The organism is Proteus sp. G4415 (genome assembly GCF_963896075.1).
Lineage (GTDB): Bacteria > Pseudomonadota > Gammaproteobacteria > Enterobacterales > Enterobacteriaceae > Proteus > Proteus mirabilis.
This window is the reverse complement of record NZ_CAWQOK010000035.1, coordinates 15,986-37,094: the sequence shown is the minus strand read 5'-3', so window position 1 is coordinate 37,094 and position 21,109 is coordinate 15,986. Positions and strand designations below refer to the sequence as shown.

Below are 21,109 nucleotides of genomic sequence, written 5' to 3'. Positions count from 1 at the left end.
TATAAATAATAAATAATTACATTAATATCTCTAATTTCATTACTAGATTGATTAATCAACAAAGTTATCTTCATTACGATCTTTATTGATGACTTTATCGTAATCAATACTTAAACCGTCTATATTTTAACCAGCGATCAACCTGTTTTTCTCATAATTTTTCATATAGTTATAAGTATATTCGTTTTTGGAATAACAATTTAGTGTCGTAAAAACGACTTGTTAGATAAGTAATCCATTATAACAACCGGTGGTTAACTCCCAGAAATACTCCACAATAGCTAATTAATATTATTTTGAAATTATTACTAATGGTTATTTTATAACATTGCGATTTTGCTAGTTGGATAACGCTAACTCAATTTTGATGTTAAATATTGGTAGCAAATTGATGCTTGATACTGACAAAGACAAAGTAATAATGTGTTTTTGGCACAATAGCAGAAAAATGTGTCACAAAATCTAAAAACGCCTCGCGAAGAGTGTTAACAATTTGTTGGTGTAGCAGGACTTGCATAGATAGATAGAAAGAAAGAAAACAACCGATGGTATAAGCGGGCTCTAGACAAGATGAAACACACATTTGCTGCGTAATAAAACAAAAAGCCATAGTACCGCGAAGTACTATGGCTTTTAAATTTATTAAAATAATAAAAATGCTATGTGTAGTTCTCTGCCTTTCTCTTTATATTTTACTCACAACCGACAAAAATATCCGTTGCAGTATAGATAAGTAAATAAAATCAACTTATCAGTAATTGAATGACTGAAAACAACGATCTACCTGGTGTAATAAAAAAAGTAAGTAACCAAAACGGAAACTTAGATAATAAATAAATTAGGCGTTGTTACAGGTTACAACATGTTTCAATTTGTAACTGGAATGCATTATATCCAATAGAATTTTTTGCGCAAGTTTTTTTACACTTAAACCAAATAGCAATAAAAACATTATTAATCATGTGGTTATAGTCATATTTACCATAAGAACAAAAATATTTATCAAATAAAAAGTGAAAAAATATGAATAGTTAACGAATATTGATACTATTGGAACTTTAATAATAGTATCTACTTATTATTAATTGATTCAGCACATAATCACTTAAGTAATTTAATTAATACTACTATACAAAATTTAATCTAAAGACGATTAATAACATTTAACACTAAAGCTAAATTTTATTTTAGCGCAACTATTAATATACTAGAAAAATAAATAGTACAAAAAGATAACCATATTTATATCTTTAGTGAATAAAAAAAGCACTCTATTAATCATTGCAATATGACTGATAGAGTGCTGATATTTTTAAGTATAATATAAGTAAAAAATTAGTTACCCGATGATACGGTTTCCATCCCCACTAGCCCTACTTTGAGGTATCCCGCCTTCCTTAATGAGTCCATTGCCCCCATTAAAGTTTCATAATCGACCGTTTTATCGGCTTGGAAAAAGATAGTCGTTTCTTTATTCGACTGCGTCATAGAATCCAAGACACTGGCCATCGTCTCATGAGTTACCATCTCTTCACCGATAAAAATCTGTTTATCTGATTTAATTGTCAAATAAACAGGTTTTTCTGGCCGAGGTTGAGGCTTGGCGCTCGAAGCAGGTAAATTGACTTTAATATCAACCGTCGCTAAGGGGGCTGCTACCATGAAGATAATCAGCAGTACTAACATCACATCAATAAAAGGTGTGACGTTAATATCATGCAATTCATTATCTTCACCTGAATCATTACCAAGATTCATTGCCATAATTCATTACCTTGATTTGCTGTTTTCAATATCTAAGTCACGACTGACTAAGGTCACTACACCTGTTGCAATATCGCCAATTTCACCACGATAACCGGAAATCATACGTGCAAAAATATTGTAAATAATGACCGCAGGGATAGCCGCAATCAAGCCGATGGCGGTTGCTAATAATGCTTCTGCGATACCGGGGGCAACCACCGCTAAGTTGGTAGTTTGAGAATGCGCAATACCAATAAAGCTATTCATGATCCCCCAAACCGTACCAAACAAACCGATAAAAGGAGAAATTGCCCCAATGGTCGCTAAATAACCATTACCACGTCCTAATTCACGAATAATAGCCGCGACACGACGCTCCATGCGCATCTCAACACGCTCTTTAATACCAGATGCAACGTGACTATCTTGAGAGTAAGTACGCTCTAATTCAGCATCATTAAAAAAGTCGGCTGTCGCACTTTTATTGCCAAATTTTTGGCTAATCGCTAATGCCTCTTTGAGGGATTTCGCTTCTACTAATTGCGCACTTTCATTTCTTAAACGACGACGTAATGCTAATAAGTAGCTACCTTTAGCAAAGAACAGCGCCCAAGTGACAATAGAGGCGAGTAGCAAACCGATCATGACACTTTTTACCACGAGATCTGCATTGCGATACATTCCCATAACAGAGAGATCTTCAGCAAATCCCCCTCCAGTGACGATTTCAGGTGTCGCACCTTGCGTGGCATTTTCTGGCTCTAGAGCTGTCTGTGCAGCATCTCCTGTACTCGTCGATGTATTCTCTTCTGCCACTGGTGTTTCAGAAGTTGCCGTTTTGGCTGCTTCCCCCGTTGGCGTTGCCGTATTTTCTGCTGTTGGTGCAATCGTTGTAGTCGCCGTTCCCTGTGTAGAAGCGGTTGAAGAAGTGGCCGTAGTCGCAGGTTGCTCAGTTTGCTTAGCCGGTGTTGTATCCGCAAAAGCAGAGCCTGTCAGACCGATTGCCAATATAATAGAAGCTGTCAAATTACGCATCAGTTGGCCTTTTACTCTCTTTCTTATCTAATTATCTATTCAGTAATGAAGTTTCTATTTCACTACTTACCCAAAATCGTTTATTTACAATCATCCTGTTGCCATCAGGAAAAAGAGAAACGCTCAGATGATATCAAACATGAAGCATTTTGATAGTAATTATCATTACTATTTAGCCATTTTTTTTTCATTTGTCGATTTTTAAGACAATTTTTCGTTATTTCATATAACGTGAAATTTTATCAACTGTCGCGATCCTCTTTTGTACTTCAGTAAAAAATGCATTAACTTGGGGTAAACACATCATTACATAACAAGTAGGTATAAAGGATGACGCAAAAAAAACCAGAAACCTCACTGCTATTAAGTGGTCGATCAAAAAAATATTCACAAGGCGCAGTAAACCCTATTATACAACGAACTTCATCCGTTATTTTTGATACGGTTGCCCAAAAACGTGAAGCCACCCAAAAACGAGCTGAAGGCGCTCTATTTTATGGACGAAGAGGTACTACCACGCATTTTGCACTACAAGAGGCACTAACCGAACTAGAACAAGGGACCGGTTGCGCATTATTTCCATCAGGTGCGGCGGCTATTACTCAATCTATTCTTGCGTTTATTGAACAAGGTTGTCATATCCTTGTGACTGGTTCCGCTTACGATCCCACGCAAAATTTTTGTGATCAGATATTAAGTAAATTTTCTGTCACCACAACCTATTTTGATCCCTTAATCGGCACTGAAATTAGTCAATTATTACGCCCTGAAACAAAAATTGTTTTTCTAGAATCACCCGGCTCTATTACGATGGAAGTGCAAGATTTACAAGGTATTATCACTGCGGTAAGACACTATAACCCAAATATTATTATAATGATTGATAATACGTGGGCAGCAGGTTTATTACTTAAACCTCTTACTTTAGGTGCTGATATTTCTATCCAATCAGCGACCAAATATATTATTGGTCACTCAGATGGTATGTTAGGTTTTGCTGTTGCTAATCAACGTTGTTGGCCACAATTACGTGAAAACACGTATTTATTAGGCCAGTGCGCAGATCCGGATACAGCTTATATGGCAGCTCGTGGTTTAAGAACCTTAGCAGTTAGAATGAAACAACATGAGCAAAGTGGATTAGAAATTGCGCGTTGGTTAAAACAGCACCCGCTAGTGGATAATGTCTACCATCCAGCACTCTCTTCTTGTCCGGGGCACACCTATTTTCAACGTGATTTTACTGGAAGTAATGGGTTGTTCTCTTTTAGTCTAAAAAAGATCCTCACCACTGAGGAATTTTCACGTTTTCTTGATAACTTATCCCTGTTTAAAATGGCCTTTTCATGGGGTGGATTTGAATCTCTTATTTTAGGCTATCATCCCAATGATATTAAAGCGATGCGACAATATGACACTCAGCCCACTCTCGCAGGAACCTTATTTAGAGTACATATTGGCTTAGAAAATATTGATGATTTAATTGAAGATCTAGAGCAAGCATTTTTACGTATTTCTGACTAATTCATCTCTTTTTTTATTAAAAAAAAGCTATCCCTGTGGTTTCACAGGGATTAAATCAAACGATCATCTTCTTTTTACGTTAGAATAGCTCTCATATAGTTTTTTTGTGATGCGAGTTCGCCGAATGGGTACATTAAAAGAGATAATTCACGCGCTACTGCAACATGATTATATGGTGCTAGCTGATCCAAATATTTTGTGGATTATTTATATTGTTCTTTTTGTTATTATTATGCTGGAAAATGGGGTTCTACCTGCCGCATTTCTACCCGGCGATACATTATTAATTCTCTGTGGTGCATTAATTGCCAAAGATGTTTTACATTTCTTGCCAACCATTATTGTGTTAGGTACTGCCGCGAGTATTGGTAGCTGGCTTGGATTTCTGCAAGGCCGCTGGCTAAGTGATACTAAAGTGGTCAAACGTTGGATGGCTCAATTACCCGAACAATATCACCATAAAGCCAATGATCTTTTCCATCGTCGAGGCCTGTACGCACTATTAATTGGCCGTTTTATCGGTTTTGTACGTACATTACTACCAACTTTGGCCGGTTTATCTGAATTACAACAACGTCGCTTCCAACTATTTAACTGGATTAGTGGCTTCTTATGGGTCGGTCTTATTGTCTCATTAGGTTATATACTGAACCTGATCCCTTTTATTCAAAAACATGAAACATTGGTGATGAATATTCTTATGACATTACCAGTATTACTATTAACTGCCGGTTTAATTGGCTCTATTGTGATGTATATTCGTCATCGTAAAAGTAGCAATAACAGCGCCAAATAAGCCATTTCGAGTAACACCAAAAACGCCATTATTTAAAGTGAAAATAATGGCGTTTTTTATGTATTATTCGATGCTGTGACACACGTTCAGTTGTTCATTTTCTTATCTCCTATCCTATTAAGATATTTATAAAACAGATTTATTATTGTAATGGTAATATTTCAACTAATTGATTTATTATATTTTAATGGCTTTCGAAGCAAGAAATGTTGGAATATAACTATCAATTAAAAAACGAGCCTGAGGAGCAAAATCTTCAACAAAATCTTGTAATAAAAAACCTGCTCTTAATTGCCCACCAATCAAATCTGTCAACGAATGACCAAATACAAGTCCGTCTCCCTTTGCAATTTTTTCTTGCAAAATATCTGAAGGTAATGAATTTTGATCACTATAAGGCAAACGATAAGTCGGTCTCATTAATCCTTGTGCACGCAATGCCTGATTTCTGTCATCAACAAAAACTACAGGGTTATAAAAACTCGCCATAAGAACCCCGTTTTTTCTCAATACACGATAACATTCTTGCCAAACAGGATTAACATCAGGTACATAAAGATTTGAAATTGGATGAAAAACAATATCAAAACTTTCATCAGAAAATACCGATAAATCAGCCATATCCCCTTGTTGAGTAGTTAAAGCTAACTGATGTTTTTGTGCCAATTGACTATCTTTACTCAGTTGCCCTTCAGATAAATCAAAAACGGTCACAATGCCACCAGCAGCAGCTAAAATAGGTGCTTGTTGCCCACCAGCTGAAGCTAAGCAGAGTATGTTTTTACCTTTAATATCTGCTAACCACTCCTTTTTAACGGGATTCGGCGTTAAATGTACTTTCCAGTTTCCTTTTTTTGCCTCGATAATTTCTTTATCGTCCACGGGTTTAGACCATTGATTTTGCATTGCGGCTTGTTTATCCCAATGAGCTTGGTTTAATGTTAAATAATGACTTTTCATACTACTCCTTATAAATTAACTACAATTAATAACTATAGTTATGAAAAAAAGGGTTTAACACTCGCATTCATAACCCCGCTGTTATAGTCATGTCATATTATCCCGTCTATATACAGTGAAATAATTTTTCCTAATGATTTGTCATGCTACAGCATATCAAGAACATAAAATTAAGGTGGAAACAACCATGCAAAATTTCACTTATTACTCCCCCACTCGAATTCATTTTGGTCAAGGACAAATTGCAAAATTACGTTCTGAAATTGGGAAAAATGAAAGAATTTTATTAACTTATGGCGGTGGAAGTATTAAGCGCAATGGGATACTTGATCAAGTGCATGCGGCCTTACCAGGGTATCAAATTCATGAGTTTGGCGGTATTGAACCCAATCCTTCGTATGAAACGCTAATGAAAGCTGTTGCTTACGCTCGTTATCACGGTATTACTCATTTACTGGCTGTAGGAGGAGGCTCTGTTGTTGATGGAACCAAATTTATTGCGGCTGCAATACCTTATCAAGGAGAGCCTTGGGAGATTGTCTCTAGCCGAGGTCAGGCAATTGAAAAAGCACTGCCATTAAGCTGTGTACTAACCCTTCCAGCAACTGGCTCTGAAACCAATTGTTTTTCCGTGATCAGTAAAAAACAAACGATGGATAAACAAAGTTTTGCTAGCCCACATGTTTATCCTCATTGCGCTATTTTAGATCCAACTGCAACGTTTTCTTTACCACCAAGACAAACCGCTAATGGCGTTGTTGACGCATTTATTCATATTTTAGAGCAATATCTTACTTATCCGGTAAATGCGCTTGTACAAGATGAATATGCAGAAGGCCTATTAAGGATCTTAATCGAAGAAGGACCGAAAGCCCTCACCTCACCACAAGACTACGATATCCGTGCTAATATAATGTGGACAGCATCCCAAGCACTTAATGGTATTCTTGGTGTCGGTGTACCGCAAGATTGGGCAACCCATGCATTAGGCCATGAAATTACTGCATTACACGGGCTTGATCACGCACAAACCCTCGCGATTGTCTTACCCGCGCTATTAAACGAAAAACGTCAGGAGAAATACGCTAAGTTGATCCAATATGCACAAAAAGTGTGGGGGATCCATCAAGGCTCTGATGCATTTAAAATCGATAGCGCCATCAATGAGACTCGTAAATTCTTTGAACGCATGGGACTAAAAACACGGCTGTCTGACTTTAATATCAGTGAAGCGGATATTCCTGCCTTAGTGCAAAAACTGCAACAACATGGACAAACCGCACTCGGTGAACATCAGGATATCACCTTGGAAGTCAGCCAGCGTATCTATATGGCAGCACTCTAAGTACTTAAAGGCAACTGGAGGTATATAATGAGTAATCCTAAATTGATCCAACTATCTGATGGCAACACTATTCCACAACTTGGACTTGGGGTTTGGCAAGCAGATAATGATCAAGTTATTAAAGCGGTACATCATGCTTTAGACACAGGTTATCGTCTGATTGATACCGCCGCTATTTATCATAACGAAGAAGGTGTTGGTAAGGCATTAAAGCAAAGCACTATTCCTCGAGACGAATTATTTATTACCACCAAATTATGGAACAACGATCAATCCCATGCTCGTGGTGCATTACTTGAAAGCCTTGAGCGATTACAACTTGATTATGTTGATCTCTATTTAATGCATTGGCCAGTGCCATCTCGCGAGCTATACCTTGACGCTTGGAAGCAGATGATTGTGTTACAAAAAGAGGGACTGGTTAAAAGTATTGGGGTATGTAATTTTAAAGAAGAGCACCTTGAGCGCATTATTACAGAAACGGGCGTTTCCCCTGTCATTAATCAGATTGAAATTCACCCATTGATGCAACAAGCTTCATTAAGAGCTTGGAATACCACCCATAATATTGTGACAGAATCATGGAGTCCTTTAGCACAAGGTGGTGAAGGCGTGTTTGATCAACCAATTATTCAGAAACTGGCAGAAAAATACCAAAAAACACCGGCACAAATTGTGTTACGTTGGCATTTAGATAGTGGCTTGGTTGTTATTCCTAAATCAGTTACCCCTTCTCGTATTGAAGAAAACTTCCATATCTTTGATTTCAAATTAGAAAAAGAAGAAGTTGCTGAAATAAAACAACTAGATAAAGGAAAGCGGTTGGGGCCTGATCCTGATACTTTTGTTGATATCTAGTATTTCACGCTCTATAAGTAAGCCAATAGTACTCTTGCTATTGGCTTTTTATTAACTATACCAATGATATATATTTTATATCATTACACTTTAAAATAAGACAAAGTAAATTTATTGTTTTTTAATATATGATTAGCGCATGTCTAACTAAGTCAAATTAAATCTTTATTTACATTTAAAATTTTCATCTGCTATTTTTTATATATTGTTAAGTTAGTTACTTAAAGTTCAGTTTCTGATATCTAAAAAAACTATAAATACGAAAATCTCATCATTATTTGTTACGATGAGTTTAAAAATGACGACGTTAAATAATGTACCTTCCCCACGCCCCAGTTCTATTACGAGAAAAGTCGCTTGGCTTAATATTTTTATACAATTAGCATTTCCTATTGTGACAACCATGCCTACGCAGACTTTTGCCAATGAGAATAACTTTAAAAAACATAATATTAGCGATATAAATCAACAAAATACTTATCAAGTCAAAGCGGGTGATACCCCAGAATCTATCGCAAAAAAATTTAATATAAAATTATTTAAATTGATTGAAGCTAATCCACAACATGTATCGTTAACGGGTGAGCTAAAAATAAATGATGGAACTATTCTTAATATTCCTAATGAATATTTATTAAAAAAAAAGTGGCTCAATAATCAAGATGAGGCAATCCCCTCAACAGAGGGCGAAGAGCTCGCTAAAATTATTGTTGATAATTCATTTTTACTCAATAAAGATATCGATGTAACACAATATGCAATTAGCCAAATCTCCAGTAAATCCAATCAGAAAATAGAACAATGGCTTAATCAATTTGGGCATGCGCGAGTTTCACTTTCAGCAGATAAAAATCTCACCTTAAAAAATAGCTCAGCGGAATTGTTAATTCCATTATATGAACAAAAAGAAAAGCTGATCTTTGCTCAAACTAACTATCATCGCAAAGATCTTCGTAGCCAATTTAATTATGGTATTGGTTATCGCTATTTTACTGAAAAATTTATGGTCGGCATTAATGGCTTTTATGATCATGATTTAACGCATCATCATAATCGTTTGGGAATTGGCGCCGAAATTTGGCGAGACTATTTCAAATTAAGTTCTAACCATTATCACCGTCTATCAAGTTGGCGAGCCTCTAATAATATCTTAGATTATAGTGAACGCCCTGCGAATGGTTGGGACATTCGAACAGAAGGCTATTTTCCAGCTTATCCACAATTAGGCACTAAATTAATCTTTGAACAATACTACGGTAAAGAAGTTGGTCTATTTGGCAAAGATAAACGGGACAAAAATCCACATACCTACACATTAGGGATTAATTATACTCCGATACCATTAGTCACATTAAATGCCGAGCGTCGTATTGGCTTACATGATCGTGCTGATAATAACTTGAATATCAACTTGTCCTACCGCATAGGAGAATCACTCGCTTCACAACTTAATCCTGATAATGTCAAAGCAATACGTACATTAGCAGGAAGTCGTTATGACTTTGTTAATCGTAATAACGATATGATTTTAGAATATAAAAAGGAAACTTTAGTTTTCCTTTCTATGGTTGATTCAATAAATGGTTATGCTAAAGAGGAGCGCGATTTACAAGTTCAAGTAAAAACAAAATATCCGTTAGCCAATATTGAATGGTCCGCAAGTAAGTTAAATGCCCAAGGCGGGCAAATAAAACATCATGGTGGAACTCACTACACCGTGATTTTGCCTCAATATCAAATTGGTGCAATTGAGAAAAATAGCTATATCATTAGTGCTGTTGCCATTGATACCCATGGCAATCGTTCAGCGCCTGTTCAAACAACGGTTATTGTAGATAAATCGTTAATCAATACGCGTAATAGCCTATTTTCACCTAAACAGAGCCAACTATTCGCTAACGGTGAAGCAACCCAAAAGTTAATATTATCCATCGTTGATAATGATAATTTACCCGTTGATATTGATAGTAAAGAAATTACTTTACAGCAACAGTCTGATACAGAAAAAGGCAATAGCCGTATTTCTACTTTCTCTCGTTTAGCTGCTGGGAAATATCAATTAACGGTTACAGCAGGAAGCATACCGGAAAAATTAACCCTAACCCCCGTATTCCGTGATAATACCTTCAACTCAGCAACCGTGACACTTATTGCCGATAATCAAACTGCCCATATTGCAAAAGGCAACCTAACGGTTACAAAAGATAACGCGCCAGCCGACGGTAAAAGTCAAAATAAAATCAAAGTACGAGTCACTGATAGCAACCACAATCCATTGGCTCATTATCCAGTCAACTTTACTGCCAGTAATGGTGCTAATGTCATTAGCTCAAGAAAAACGGATGAACAAGGTGAGATTATTGCTTCAGTGACTAATACTCAAGTAGGGAGTTCGCAGATTGGTGTACAAGTAAAAGGGATAACCTATTCGACTGAAGTCCATTTTAGTGTGGATAATGATAGCGCCTATATTCCACAACAAAACTTCACGATCACACCACCACTTTCTCTAGCCGATGGTAAAACAGAAAAAAACATTTCATTACAAGTTGTTGATAAGCAAAATAATCCGATACCCGCTACTCATGTGACATTATCGGCAGATAACCAAGCACAATTAAAACAAACCATATTAACCACAGACGAGCAAGGTAAGGCGACCACCACTATGATAAGTAAAGTCGCCGGTACGGTCACCGTGAGGGCCAAAATAAACGACAAGATGACTCACGCGACAACCCAATTTATCGCCAACCAAGCTAAGGGGGTTATTGTCTCCATAACCCCATCCTCTACAACTCATGTCGCAGATGGTCAAACCCCGGTCATCCTTACTGCATTAGTACAAGATCAGTTCGGTGAGCCGCTCCCTCATGCACAAATTAGCTGGGAAACTGAGCACGATAAAAGTATTGTTAACATTGAACATACCACAATGACTAATGAGCAAGGGATCACCACCAACAAGTTAACCAGTACACAAGCACTCAGTGTGCGGGTAACTGCGCGTATAAATAACAATGCCTTTACTGCTGAGCCAATTACTTTTATTGCTAATGGGCAACAAGCTTTGATTAGTGAATTATTGGTTAATAAAAATCAGATTGTTGCAGATAAGCAAGATCCCGCAGAACTTACTGCAATAGTAACAGATAAACTGGGTAATCAACTTCCTGATACTATTGTTAATTGGCAAGGGAGTGCTGGTACTCAATTTGCTCAGCAACAAACTAAGACCGATGCTCAAGGTATCGCCAAAAATACGCTAACAACATCACAATCAGGTATCACAACCATCACCGCGCGATTAAATAATGGTCAACATGCACAAACTAACTTAGTTGCCGTTGCAGATCTCAAAAGTGCCACTCTCACATTAACGACATTAAATAATAAGCAATCTGCCATAGCAGATAACCAAGATAGCATTACCGTAGTAGCAAACTTAACTGATGCTTATCATAACCCATTGAAAAATATCCCTGTCTATTGGCAATCAAGTATTAATCATATTGATGAAACTACTACTCAAACAGATGAAAAAGGCAGAACGCAAGTTGTCATTTCAGGAACCAAAGCACAGCCAACAACAATTACCGCCTATTTATCAAATAAAGAGAAAAAAAGCATTCAGGTAACCTTTGTTGCGGGAGCGCCAGTGCAACAAAATAGTTATTTGACGATTGAACCACAATCTATCATTGCCGATGGTAATGCCTTTGCTGTGGGTAAAATAGACCTGCGTGATAAATTTGATAATCCGGTAATAGGTCGTAGTAACGATATTGCGTTAATTGGGGATAACAGCACCATCCAATTCAGTAAAATCACAGAAACGGCTAACGGCAATTATCAAGCTCATATTAGAGGTACAAAAGCGGGACTCAGTCAAATTACCGCCACTATTGATAGTATTACGGTAACGCAATCTTTAGGATTTTTAACAGATAATAAAACAGTCAAGATCCACTCCGTTAAGGTTATGGCACCTTATACCGTAACAGCGAATGGTAAAGACAAAGTCATTATTCAAGCACAAATCACCGATAAACATAACAATCCAGTATCAAAAGGCGTTACTGTCGGTTGGATAAGTGATCTCGGTAAGCTTGCAGCACCATTAAGCATGACCAATAAGCAAGGAATAGCTGAAATTACCCTCTCAAGTACTCAGGCAGGAAAAGCGAAAGTAACGGCAGTGCTCAATAACCAACAATCTGTCAATGCTGATCACATTGTCACCTTTACGGAAGGTGATATTTCGGCCTCTCTTTCTACTGTTGCCATATTCCCTGACACTATTGTCGCAGGGGCAAATAAAGCGACCGTAACAATAACCTTAAAGGATAAAGAAGGTAATTTATTGCCCAACTTAGCCAATAAAATCACCTTAACGCCGCAGACTAATTTACAAACAACGATTACGCCCTTTAAAGAGAAACAAAAAGGCATTTATCAAGCCCAAGTGAGCGCATTAAAAACCGGAAAAACCTCGTTATCGGCTCACGTTGCTCCATTAGCAATAAAACAATCCGTTTCTTTAACGGTGCTCCCTAATAACACAACAGCAAAGGTGAAAAACTTTACTATTAGCAATATGCAACCACATGCTGGGGAGTCTATTACTTATAAAGCCTATTTAGTTGATAACCATGATAATCCTGTCGGTATGGGTGTACCTGTCGCTTGGTCAACGAATGAAGGTAGTCAACTCGAAACACCATTAACTTTTACAGATGATAATGGTGTAGCAATAGTTGGATTATCTCGACGCTCTGTCGGTGTTGCCAAAGTCAGCGCAATATTAGAAACAGGTACTTATATAGCAGATGATGTTCACTTTTTAACGGGTCACATTGATGAAACGATGTCAGAACTGTCGTTGAACCCGAGTCAAATCATTGCTAATGGCAAAGATAAGGCATTATTGACATTTGTTATTAAAGATAAAAATGGAAATATCATCCCCAACCAACAAGTAAGCGGATTTTCTAAAAATCCAACCATCAAATTTAGTCAAGCACAACAAATATCACCGGGACGCTATGAGATTGAAATAACAGGAACTCAATCGGGCACAGCACAGATTGGTGTTATGGTAAATGGCACCCATTTCAAAAAACAAAAAATATTACAACTTAATGCCGATGTGACGACATGGAAAATACGCGCTGTTGAGGTTGATAGAACAACCATAACCGCAGGAGATAAAGGTGTTAACTACCAAGCAACTGTCGTTGATGCCAATAATAATGTATTACCTAATGTTATTGTGTCATGGAAATTACTCGGATCAGCAGATGATTATCATTACAGCACTTATACTAATGATAAGGGGATAGCAACGAATCGAGTGACTAGTCATGTCGCGGGACGCTTGAAGATGAGCGCTTATCTTGATTCTAATAATTATAAATCAACACAAGATATTACTGTAATACCGGCTGAAATAGATATTCATAAATCAACCTTTAATAGTCATCGTCGTTCTATAAATGCTGATAATAAAGATAGTACGTTATTAAGCGTAAAATTAATGGATAAATACGATAATACTATTGATGGTAAGAATGTTGAGATTAAAACTATCAGTGGTAAGCCTAATTTTAGTGACAATCCATTAAAGTCAGTGGGCAATGGTGAATATCAAACAAATGTTACAGCAAATACGATGTCCGATATTATCTTAACCGCTCAAGCTGAAACAATAACTATCGCAGAGCCATTGACGATTAAAGTGGCTATCCCTAAATCTGAAATTACCTTTGAGAAACCTATCCAACAGGAAATCTACAAATCAACTGTGATTGATGCGTTAAGTTATAAAGGTGTACCACAAAATATGCAGGTAATATGGTCAAGCTCTGATCCTACTGTTGCTTCCATTGATACAACAAGTGGGCAAATCTCCATGAAAAAGGCTGGTACTACAATTATTACCTTACAAACCTTAGGTAATGAGCAATATCCATCAGCTAAAAATAGCTATCCTTTAGTGATAGAAAAAGCGCCACCAAAACTGAAAGTAACCTCTCCTCACACCATACAATCGATCTGGAATGATGGCATTACCCATCAAATAACAGCGGAATTTGATAATCCAGAGGTTAAAAATACCCCCATTCATTTCTCTAGTAGCGATACCTTGGTAGCCACCATTGATAGTAAAGGTAACTTAACCGCCATTAAACCAGGAAAAACAAAAATAGTAATACAAAGTGATGCTACAGATAAATTCCTAGCTGATAGCCAAACTGTAGACTATCAGCAAGAAAAAGCTGCACTAAGTTATTATTTTAAAAAGAATTATATTGTATTAACAACTGATTCTGCTGCAGATAAATTATTGATGGCTCAAAGCCCTACGCCAGATGTCCCCGTTGAAGCGAATGCAACTTGGTATAGTAGTCAACCTAACATAGTTGAAATCACCCCAGATGGGATTATCAAAAACCTTAATATTGGGCAAACAACATTAACACTTGAGGTGAAAAATAATAATTATTTTCAAGATCATGAGCAAAGCTATAACGTCATTATACAAGCATCGCCTCGCATCACAATTAACTCATTTGAGTTTCTATCTGCGGGAGAGAGCAAATCAAATACACATTTGGATGATTTAACTTGGCAACCTTTATACACTTCAGACGATCAGTTTATTGTTAAATGGTCTTCATCAGACACACCTAAAGCGATTAACTTCGAGTTATTTGATGAAAACGGCACTTCTATCGCCTTAGAAGAAAGACAAAACTATGCACCTAAACATAATATACATGACCCGGTAAAAATTCAGGTACCGAAACAATATCTAACCAGTCCAAAACAATTAACACTAGAAGTCACAACCTTTGATAGTAATAATCAGCCTTACGTCGATCCTAAAAAATATAAAATTAATATTGACTATTTTCCTGCCAATAATGCATATAAAATAATCTCTCTTGATTATAATTCTAAATTTATCTATACAAACTCAGGAAAGAGTGCTTCAGCTTGTCAAAATGGTTGGTCAACCGCTACAACACATCTTATTTTAACGCCAAGATTAGTATTTAAAGGTGAGCCGAAAAAGTTACTTTATCCCATTTCTATTACTACGGAATTATATGATGTAACATTAAATTCATCGGATAAACTCATCGGACATATTAATAAGAAATTAACTTATCCAGATAAGATTATATTTAGCGAGCGTTCTAAAAAAATAGCTGAAATATCGCCAACATCATCACACTACGCATTAGACGAAGAATGTAGAATTAATGATTCTGGTCATGGTACGTTAAAAGCAAATATAACCATAGGTAACAGATCCAGTTATCTTAAAAAAGAATTTCATTGGAATGGCCAAATAGGGGTATATTTTTAAAGACCGGGTGCTTGTACCACATATCTCACAACTTGAACAAAAATTGGGGGGAGGAAACCTCCCCCATCAAGCTATTGATGACACATCAAAATAGCTTGAACGACCATGTTTCCGTTACTAATGTTAAGCGAACATAATCGTTCACCGACAATTAAAGCAAACATAAGTACCGTCACACAGACAACTGTAATGCCAAATAAGGTTATTTTCGTCAATTTGATTGACTCCTTTTAATAAAGGAGGCAGAATCAAGTTGTTGAGCTTTGAGACTGCCTCGGATTTTATGAAAATAAAATTCGGGGCTTTTGTCTTTTTGGCTCTAGCGCAATGCTTGAACCAAAACGATCCAAGCACCCACCGCTATAGTAGCAGAATTTTCCCTCACCTCTATACCTTACTGGTAGTATTTTTTAAAATTAATCAAATTAAAACAACATGTTACATGAATAACTAATAAATATTCTTGTTGACTCTGATATCTAAAAAAGACAAAATCAATCCGCTAAAACAAAGAAATTTACTTATTTTATTTTCTTGACTCCATTCTTGAAAAAAAGATCTGCACCCACCTCTTTGTTTTGCACTCGCCCTACATGTCGTTATGTGGGGCTTTCTTTTTTCTATTACATCGAAAAAAGAAAAATCCCGAATAGGTAATTAATACCCATTCGGGATTGTTATAACAACAACTAAAAAATTAAGATTTTTTTATCTTTGCATGCATCTCTTGGACTGAAATAACATCAATAGTAGGATCAGCACTCAATGACAGTGTTGTCGCAAATCCGCCATTTAATGTGGTGTCATAGTGAACTTTATATTGTAATGCACTACGGCGGATCAATTTTGAATCCTCAATAGCTTGGCGACCGGCAGTCGTATTGACAATATAGTCATACTCACCATTTTTAATTCTATCTTGAATATGAGGTCGCCCTTCATGCACTTTATTCACTAGGCGAGGATTGATACCGGCTTCCCCCAAGACAATGGCAGTACCATGTGTTGCATCTAACTCAAAACCATTTTTCAATAGCTTAGTTGCTAAATCAACGACACGTTTTTTATCACCTTCACGAACCGAAAGTAGCGCTCTTCCTTTTTTCTTCATGGTGGAATTGCTACCTAACATCGCTTTAGCAAAAGCTTGTGCAAAAGTAGCACCAACCCCCATCACTTCACCGGTAGATCGCATTTCAGGCCCTAAAATAGGGTCGACACCTGAGAATTTATTAAAGGGAAGTACCACCTCTTTAACCGAGTAGTAAGGAGGGATCACCTCTTTGGTAACGCCTTGCTGTTCAAGACTTTGTCCTATCATCACTCGAGCAGCAACTTTTGCTAATGGCACACCGGTTGCTTTAGAGACAAAAGGCACTGTACGTGCGGCACGAGGATTCACTTCGATAAGACAAACATCATTACCTTTCACCGCAAACTGTACGTTCATCAACCCTTTAACGCCTAATTCAAAAGCGAGTTCACGTACTTGCTTGCGCATTATATCTTGAATATCTTGGCTTAAAGTATAAGCAGGTAGAGAGCAAGCTGAGTCTCCAGAGTGAACACCCGCTTGTTCGATATGCTCCATAATACCGCCTATCACCACTTGTTGACCGTCACAAATCGCATCAACATCTACTTCAATGGCATCATCTAGGAATCGGTCTAACAGTACGGGAGCATCATTAGAAACACTGACCGCCGTTTGGAAATAACGACGTAAATCAATTTCATCGTAAACAATTTCCATTGCTCGTCCACCAAGGACATAAGATGGACGTACCACCAGCGGGTAACCAATAGATTTTGCCTTATCTACCGCTTCTTCTAATGTCGTCACTGTGGCATTTTCTGGTTGTTTTAACCCTAACTTATCCACGGCTTTTTGGAAACGTTCTCTGTCTTCTGCCTTATCGATTGCATCAGGACTGGTACCGATAACAGGCACCCCTTCAGCTTCTAAAGCTCTTGCTAATTTTAATGGTGTTTGACCACCATATTGCACAATCACGCCTTGTGGTTTTTCGATCCGTACAATTTCTAATACATCTTCAAGGGTGACTGGCTCAAAATAAAGTCTATCGGAGGTATCATAATCCGTTGAAACCGTTTCTGGATTACAATTAACCATAATGGTTTCATACCCATCTTCCCGTAATGCTAGAGCGGCATGAACACAACAATAATCAAACTCTATCCCCTGACCGATACGATTTGGCCCACCACCTAAAACCATCACTTTAGGTTTGTCTTGATTTGGATCCGACTCACACTCTTCTTCATAAGTGGAGTACATATAAGCGGTATCCGTAGCAAATTCTGCCGCACAAGTATCAACCCGTTTATAAACTGGGTGTAATTGATATTGTTCTCTTAATTGGCGAATGGTTTGCTCTTTCACATTCAAGATATTAGCTAGGCGTGCATCAGCAAAACCTTTACGTTTTAATTGACGCAAGAAATCAGCATTTAGACCAGCTAAACCAAGTTGTGCCACTTGCTCTTCTAGGCGAACAATCTCTTCTATTTGCACTAAGAACCAACGATCGATATTGGTGAGATTAAACACCCCATCAACCGACATTCCAGCGCGGAAAGCATCCGCGATATACCAAATGCGATCCGATCCGGCTTCTTTTAATTCACGACGAATTTTGGTGAGCGCTTCAGGATCGTCGAGGTTTACTTTAGGATCAAACCCAGTTGCACCAACCTCTAGTCCGCGTAATGCTTTTTGCATTGACTCTTGTTGAGTACGCCCAATAGCCATCACCTCACCAACAGATTTCATTTGCGTGGTTAAACGGTCATTGGTACCGGCAAATTTTTCAAAGTTAAAGCGAGGGATTTTAGTCACTACATAATCAATAGAAGGTTCAAAAGAGGCTGGGGTTCTTCCTCCAGTGATATCATTCATCAACTCATCGAGGGTATAACCTACTGCAAGTTTTGCCGCGACTTTTGCAATTGGGAAACCTGTTGCTTTTGACGCTAATGCTGATGAGCGAGAAACACGAGGGTTCATTTCAATAACAATTAAACGCCCTGTTTTAGGATCAACGGCAAATTGCACATTGGAGCCACCGGTTTCAACCCCAATCTCGCGTAATACTGCCATCGAGGCATTACGCATAATTTGATATTCTTTGTCTGTTAGCGTTTGCGCTGGAGCAACCGTGATAGAGTCACCGGTATGGATCCCCATCGCATCAAAGTTTTCAATGGAGCAAACGATAATGCAGTTATCATTTTTATCGCGCACCACTTCCATTTCATACTCTTTCCAGCCAATTAATGATTCATCAATTAATAGTTCATTGGTCGGTGATAAATCTAAACCTCGAGTACAAATTTCTTCAAATTCTTCACGATTATAGGCGATCCCGCCCCCTGTTCCCCCCATAGTAAATGAAGGGCGAATAATACAAGGGAAACCCACTTGCTCAGCCACTGCAAATGCTTCGTCCATAGTATGAGCGATGCCTGAACGAGCCGTATCCAGACCAATTTTTTTCATCGCTTTATCAAAGCGTTGTCTATCTTCCGCTTTATCAATAGCATCAGCCGTTGCACCTATCATTGTTACGCCAAATTCAGCTAACACCCCTTGACGCTCTAATTCTAAGGCACAGTTTAATGCCGTTTGTCCGCCCATTGTCGGTAATATGGCATCAGGGCGCTCTTTCTCAATAATCTTTCTGACCACTTGCCAATGAATAGGCTCAATATAAGTGGCATCTGCCATTTCAGGATCTGTCATAATGGTAGCAGGATTTGAATTTACCAAAACAACACGATACCCCTCTTCGCGCAGTGCCTTACACGCTTGTGCGCCTGAATAATCAAATTCACACGCTTGACCAATCACAATCGGGCCTGCACCTAAAATCAGGATTGTTTTAATATCTGTTCTTTTAGCCATTTTTTTCACTCCTGATTTATTTGTTTGTCACTGATTGCAGGTTTTGACGATATTGCTCAATAAGTTCAATAAAGTGATCAAAAAGCGGCGCCGCATCATGAGGCCCTGGGCTCGCTTCTGGGTGACCTTGGAAACTAAATGCAGCTTTATCTGTGCGATGAATACCTTGTAGAGAACCATCAAATAGTGATTTATGTGTCACTCTTAAACAATCAGGTAACGATGCTTCATCAACAGCAAAGCCGTGGTTTTGGGCGGTGATCATCACTCTGTTATTATCTAAATCTTTAACGGGATGGTTGCCACCATGATGACCAAATTTCATTTTTACGGTTTTTGCACCACTCGCCAAGGCTAATAATTGGTGCCCTAAGCAGATACCAAATACTGGAATATCGGTAGTTAAGAAAGTTTGGATGGCGTCAATTGCATAATCACAGGGCTCTGGATCCCCCGGACCATTAGAGAGAAAAATGCCATCAGGTGAGAGCGCTAACACTTCTTGGGCTGAGGTTTGTGCTGGAACCACTGTTACTCGACAGCCTCTATCCACCAGCATACGTAAAATATTACGTTTCACACCAAAATCATAGGCCACCACATGTAAAGGGAGATCTTGTGGTGATTGAGTGGCGGGCAACTCCCCTTTTAATGTCCAACTGCCTTGTGTCCATTGATAAGGTTGTTTCACTGTCACCGTTTTCGCCAAATCCATTCCTTTTAATCCTGGAAACGCTTTTGCTTTTTCAAGCGCTTGTTTAGCATCAAGATGAGTGCCTGCGATAATACAACCGTTTTGTGCGCCTTTTTCTCTCAATAATCGCGTCAATTTACGTGTATCAATATCAGCTATCGCCACAATCTGATGACGTTTAAGGTAATCGGCTAAGCTCTCTTCGGCACGATAATTACTCATCACTAGGGGTAAATCGCGAATAATTAACCCTTGAGCATGGATAGTTGCTGATTCTTCATCTGAGGAATTAACGCCGGTATTGCCAATATGAGGATAGGTGAGAGTAACAATTTGTTGGGAGTAAGAAGGGTCGGTTAATATTTCTTGGTAACCGGTCATGGAAGTATTAAAAACGACTTCACCGATAGCAGCGCCTTCTGCGCCTATCGACCTGCCGTGGAATTCGGTCCCATCTTCTAGAACCAGTATAGCTGATTTAATCAAAACGCCCTCCAGAGAATAATAAATCACATTTCATGCATATTAATTCAGATTTAAGACTCTAAATCAATGCCAAAAACATAAATTTGGGCAAATTTTTGGCAAATTGGGCGCATTCTAAAGATCCCATGAGCAGATGTCTAGAAAAAACACTCTTTTAATTAAAAAAATATCAATCATTAGCAATTTAATCAGCTAAGTGACAATTTCCATCACCCATCTTACAAATTTAACCGTTTGCTTACCAAGATATTTTAAAAAGATGATAGAAAAAAGAAAAAAATAGACTTAAGCGAAATTTTAACTATAAAAATGGAAGAAAATAAAGGAAGTTATAAAAAAACAAAAACAACAAACAAATATTATAT

General features: G+C 37.8%; 11 protein-coding genes. 5 read left to right on the top strand and 6 right to left on the bottom strand.

Annotated features, from left to right (window positions below):
* Positions 1 to 1,335: 1,335 nt before the first annotated feature.
* Positions 1,336 to 1,764, bottom strand: a complete 429-nt coding sequence (gene exbD, locus AACU95_RS03175; protein ID WP_004245188.1) for a TonB system transport protein ExbD — start codon at positions 1,762 to 1,764, stop codon at positions 1,336 to 1,338.
* A gap of 6 nt (positions 1,765 to 1,770) precedes the next feature.
* Positions 1,771 to 2,781: a tonB-system energizer ExbB gene (gene exbB, locus AACU95_RS03170; RefSeq protein ID WP_004248988.1), complete on the bottom strand. Its 1,011-nt coding sequence runs from the start codon at positions 2,779 to 2,781 to the stop codon at positions 1,771 to 1,773.
* A 330-nt stretch (positions 2,782 to 3,111) separates the two neighbouring features.
* On the opposite strand from exbB, the gene metC reads away from it, so the two are divergent.
* Together metC and AACU95_RS03160 are read left to right on the top strand one after the other, a co-directional pair.
* Positions 3,112 to 4,305, top strand: coding sequence for a cystathionine beta-lyase (metC, locus tag AACU95_RS03165; RefSeq protein WP_017628249.1), 1,194 nt, complete (start codon positions 3,112 to 3,114; stop codon positions 4,303 to 4,305).
* A gap of 124 nt (positions 4,306 to 4,429) precedes the next feature.
* Entirely contained in the window at positions 4,430 to 5,101 is a 672-nt protein-coding gene (locus AACU95_RS03160; RefSeq protein WP_004248983.1) for a DedA family protein, read from the top strand.
* A gap of 177 nt (positions 5,102 to 5,278) precedes the next feature.
* Here AACU95_RS03160 and AACU95_RS03155 read toward each other — a convergent pair whose 3' ends face one another.
* Complete coding sequence (locus AACU95_RS03155; protein ID WP_004245193.1) at positions 5,279 to 6,061, bottom strand: class I SAM-dependent methyltransferase; 783 nt, start codon at positions 6,059 to 6,061, stop codon at positions 5,279 to 5,281.
* Positions 6,062 to 6,248: 187 nt separating this feature from the next.
* Here AACU95_RS03155 and AACU95_RS03150 point away from each other — a divergent pair, with 187 nt between their 5' ends.
* The 3 genes from AACU95_RS03150 to AACU95_RS03140 all read left to right on the top strand — a co-directional run bounded on the left by AACU95_RS03150 (position 6,249) and on the right by AACU95_RS03140 (position 15,639).
* Positions 6,249 to 7,406, top strand: coding sequence for an iron-containing alcohol dehydrogenase (locus tag AACU95_RS03150; protein ID WP_087740912.1), 1,158 nt, complete (start codon positions 6,249 to 6,251; stop codon positions 7,404 to 7,406).
* A 27-nt stretch (positions 7,407 to 7,433) separates the two neighbouring features.
* Positions 7,434 to 8,264 carry a 2,5-didehydrogluconate reductase DkgA gene (gene dkgA, locus AACU95_RS03145; RefSeq protein WP_012367446.1) on the top strand — a complete coding sequence of 277 codons (831 nt, stop codon included), beginning with the start codon at positions 7,434 to 7,436 and terminating at the stop codon, positions 8,262 to 8,264.
* A gap of 298 nt (positions 8,265 to 8,562) precedes the next feature.
* Positions 8,563 to 15,639, top strand: a complete 7,077-nt coding sequence (locus AACU95_RS03140; RefSeq protein ID WP_161737049.1) for an Ig-like domain-containing protein — start codon at positions 8,563 to 8,565, stop codon at positions 15,637 to 15,639.
* 71 nt (positions 15,640 to 15,710) lie between these two features.
* Here AACU95_RS03140 and AACU95_RS03135 read toward each other — a convergent pair whose 3' ends face one another.
* The 3 genes from AACU95_RS03135 to carA all read right to left on the bottom strand — a co-directional run bounded on the left by AACU95_RS03135 (position 15,711) and on the right by carA (position 20,744).
* Positions 15,711 to 15,854: a Hok/Gef family protein gene (locus AACU95_RS03135; RefSeq protein WP_012367444.1), complete on the bottom strand. Its 144-nt coding sequence runs from the start codon at positions 15,852 to 15,854 to the stop codon at positions 15,711 to 15,713.
* 482 nt (positions 15,855 to 16,336) lie between these two features.
* On the bottom strand, positions 16,337 to 19,564 hold the full coding sequence (gene carB / locus AACU95_RS03130; protein WP_141192306.1) for a carbamoyl-phosphate synthase large subunit: 3,228 nt from the start codon (positions 19,562 to 19,564) through the stop codon (positions 16,337 to 16,339).
* A 16-nt stretch (positions 19,565 to 19,580) separates the two neighbouring features.
* Positions 19,581 to 20,744: a glutamine-hydrolyzing carbamoyl-phosphate synthase small subunit gene (gene carA, locus AACU95_RS03125; RefSeq protein WP_141192307.1), complete on the bottom strand. Its 1,164-nt coding sequence runs from the start codon at positions 20,742 to 20,744 to the stop codon at positions 19,581 to 19,583.
* Positions 20,745 to 21,109: the final 365 nt, after the last annotated feature.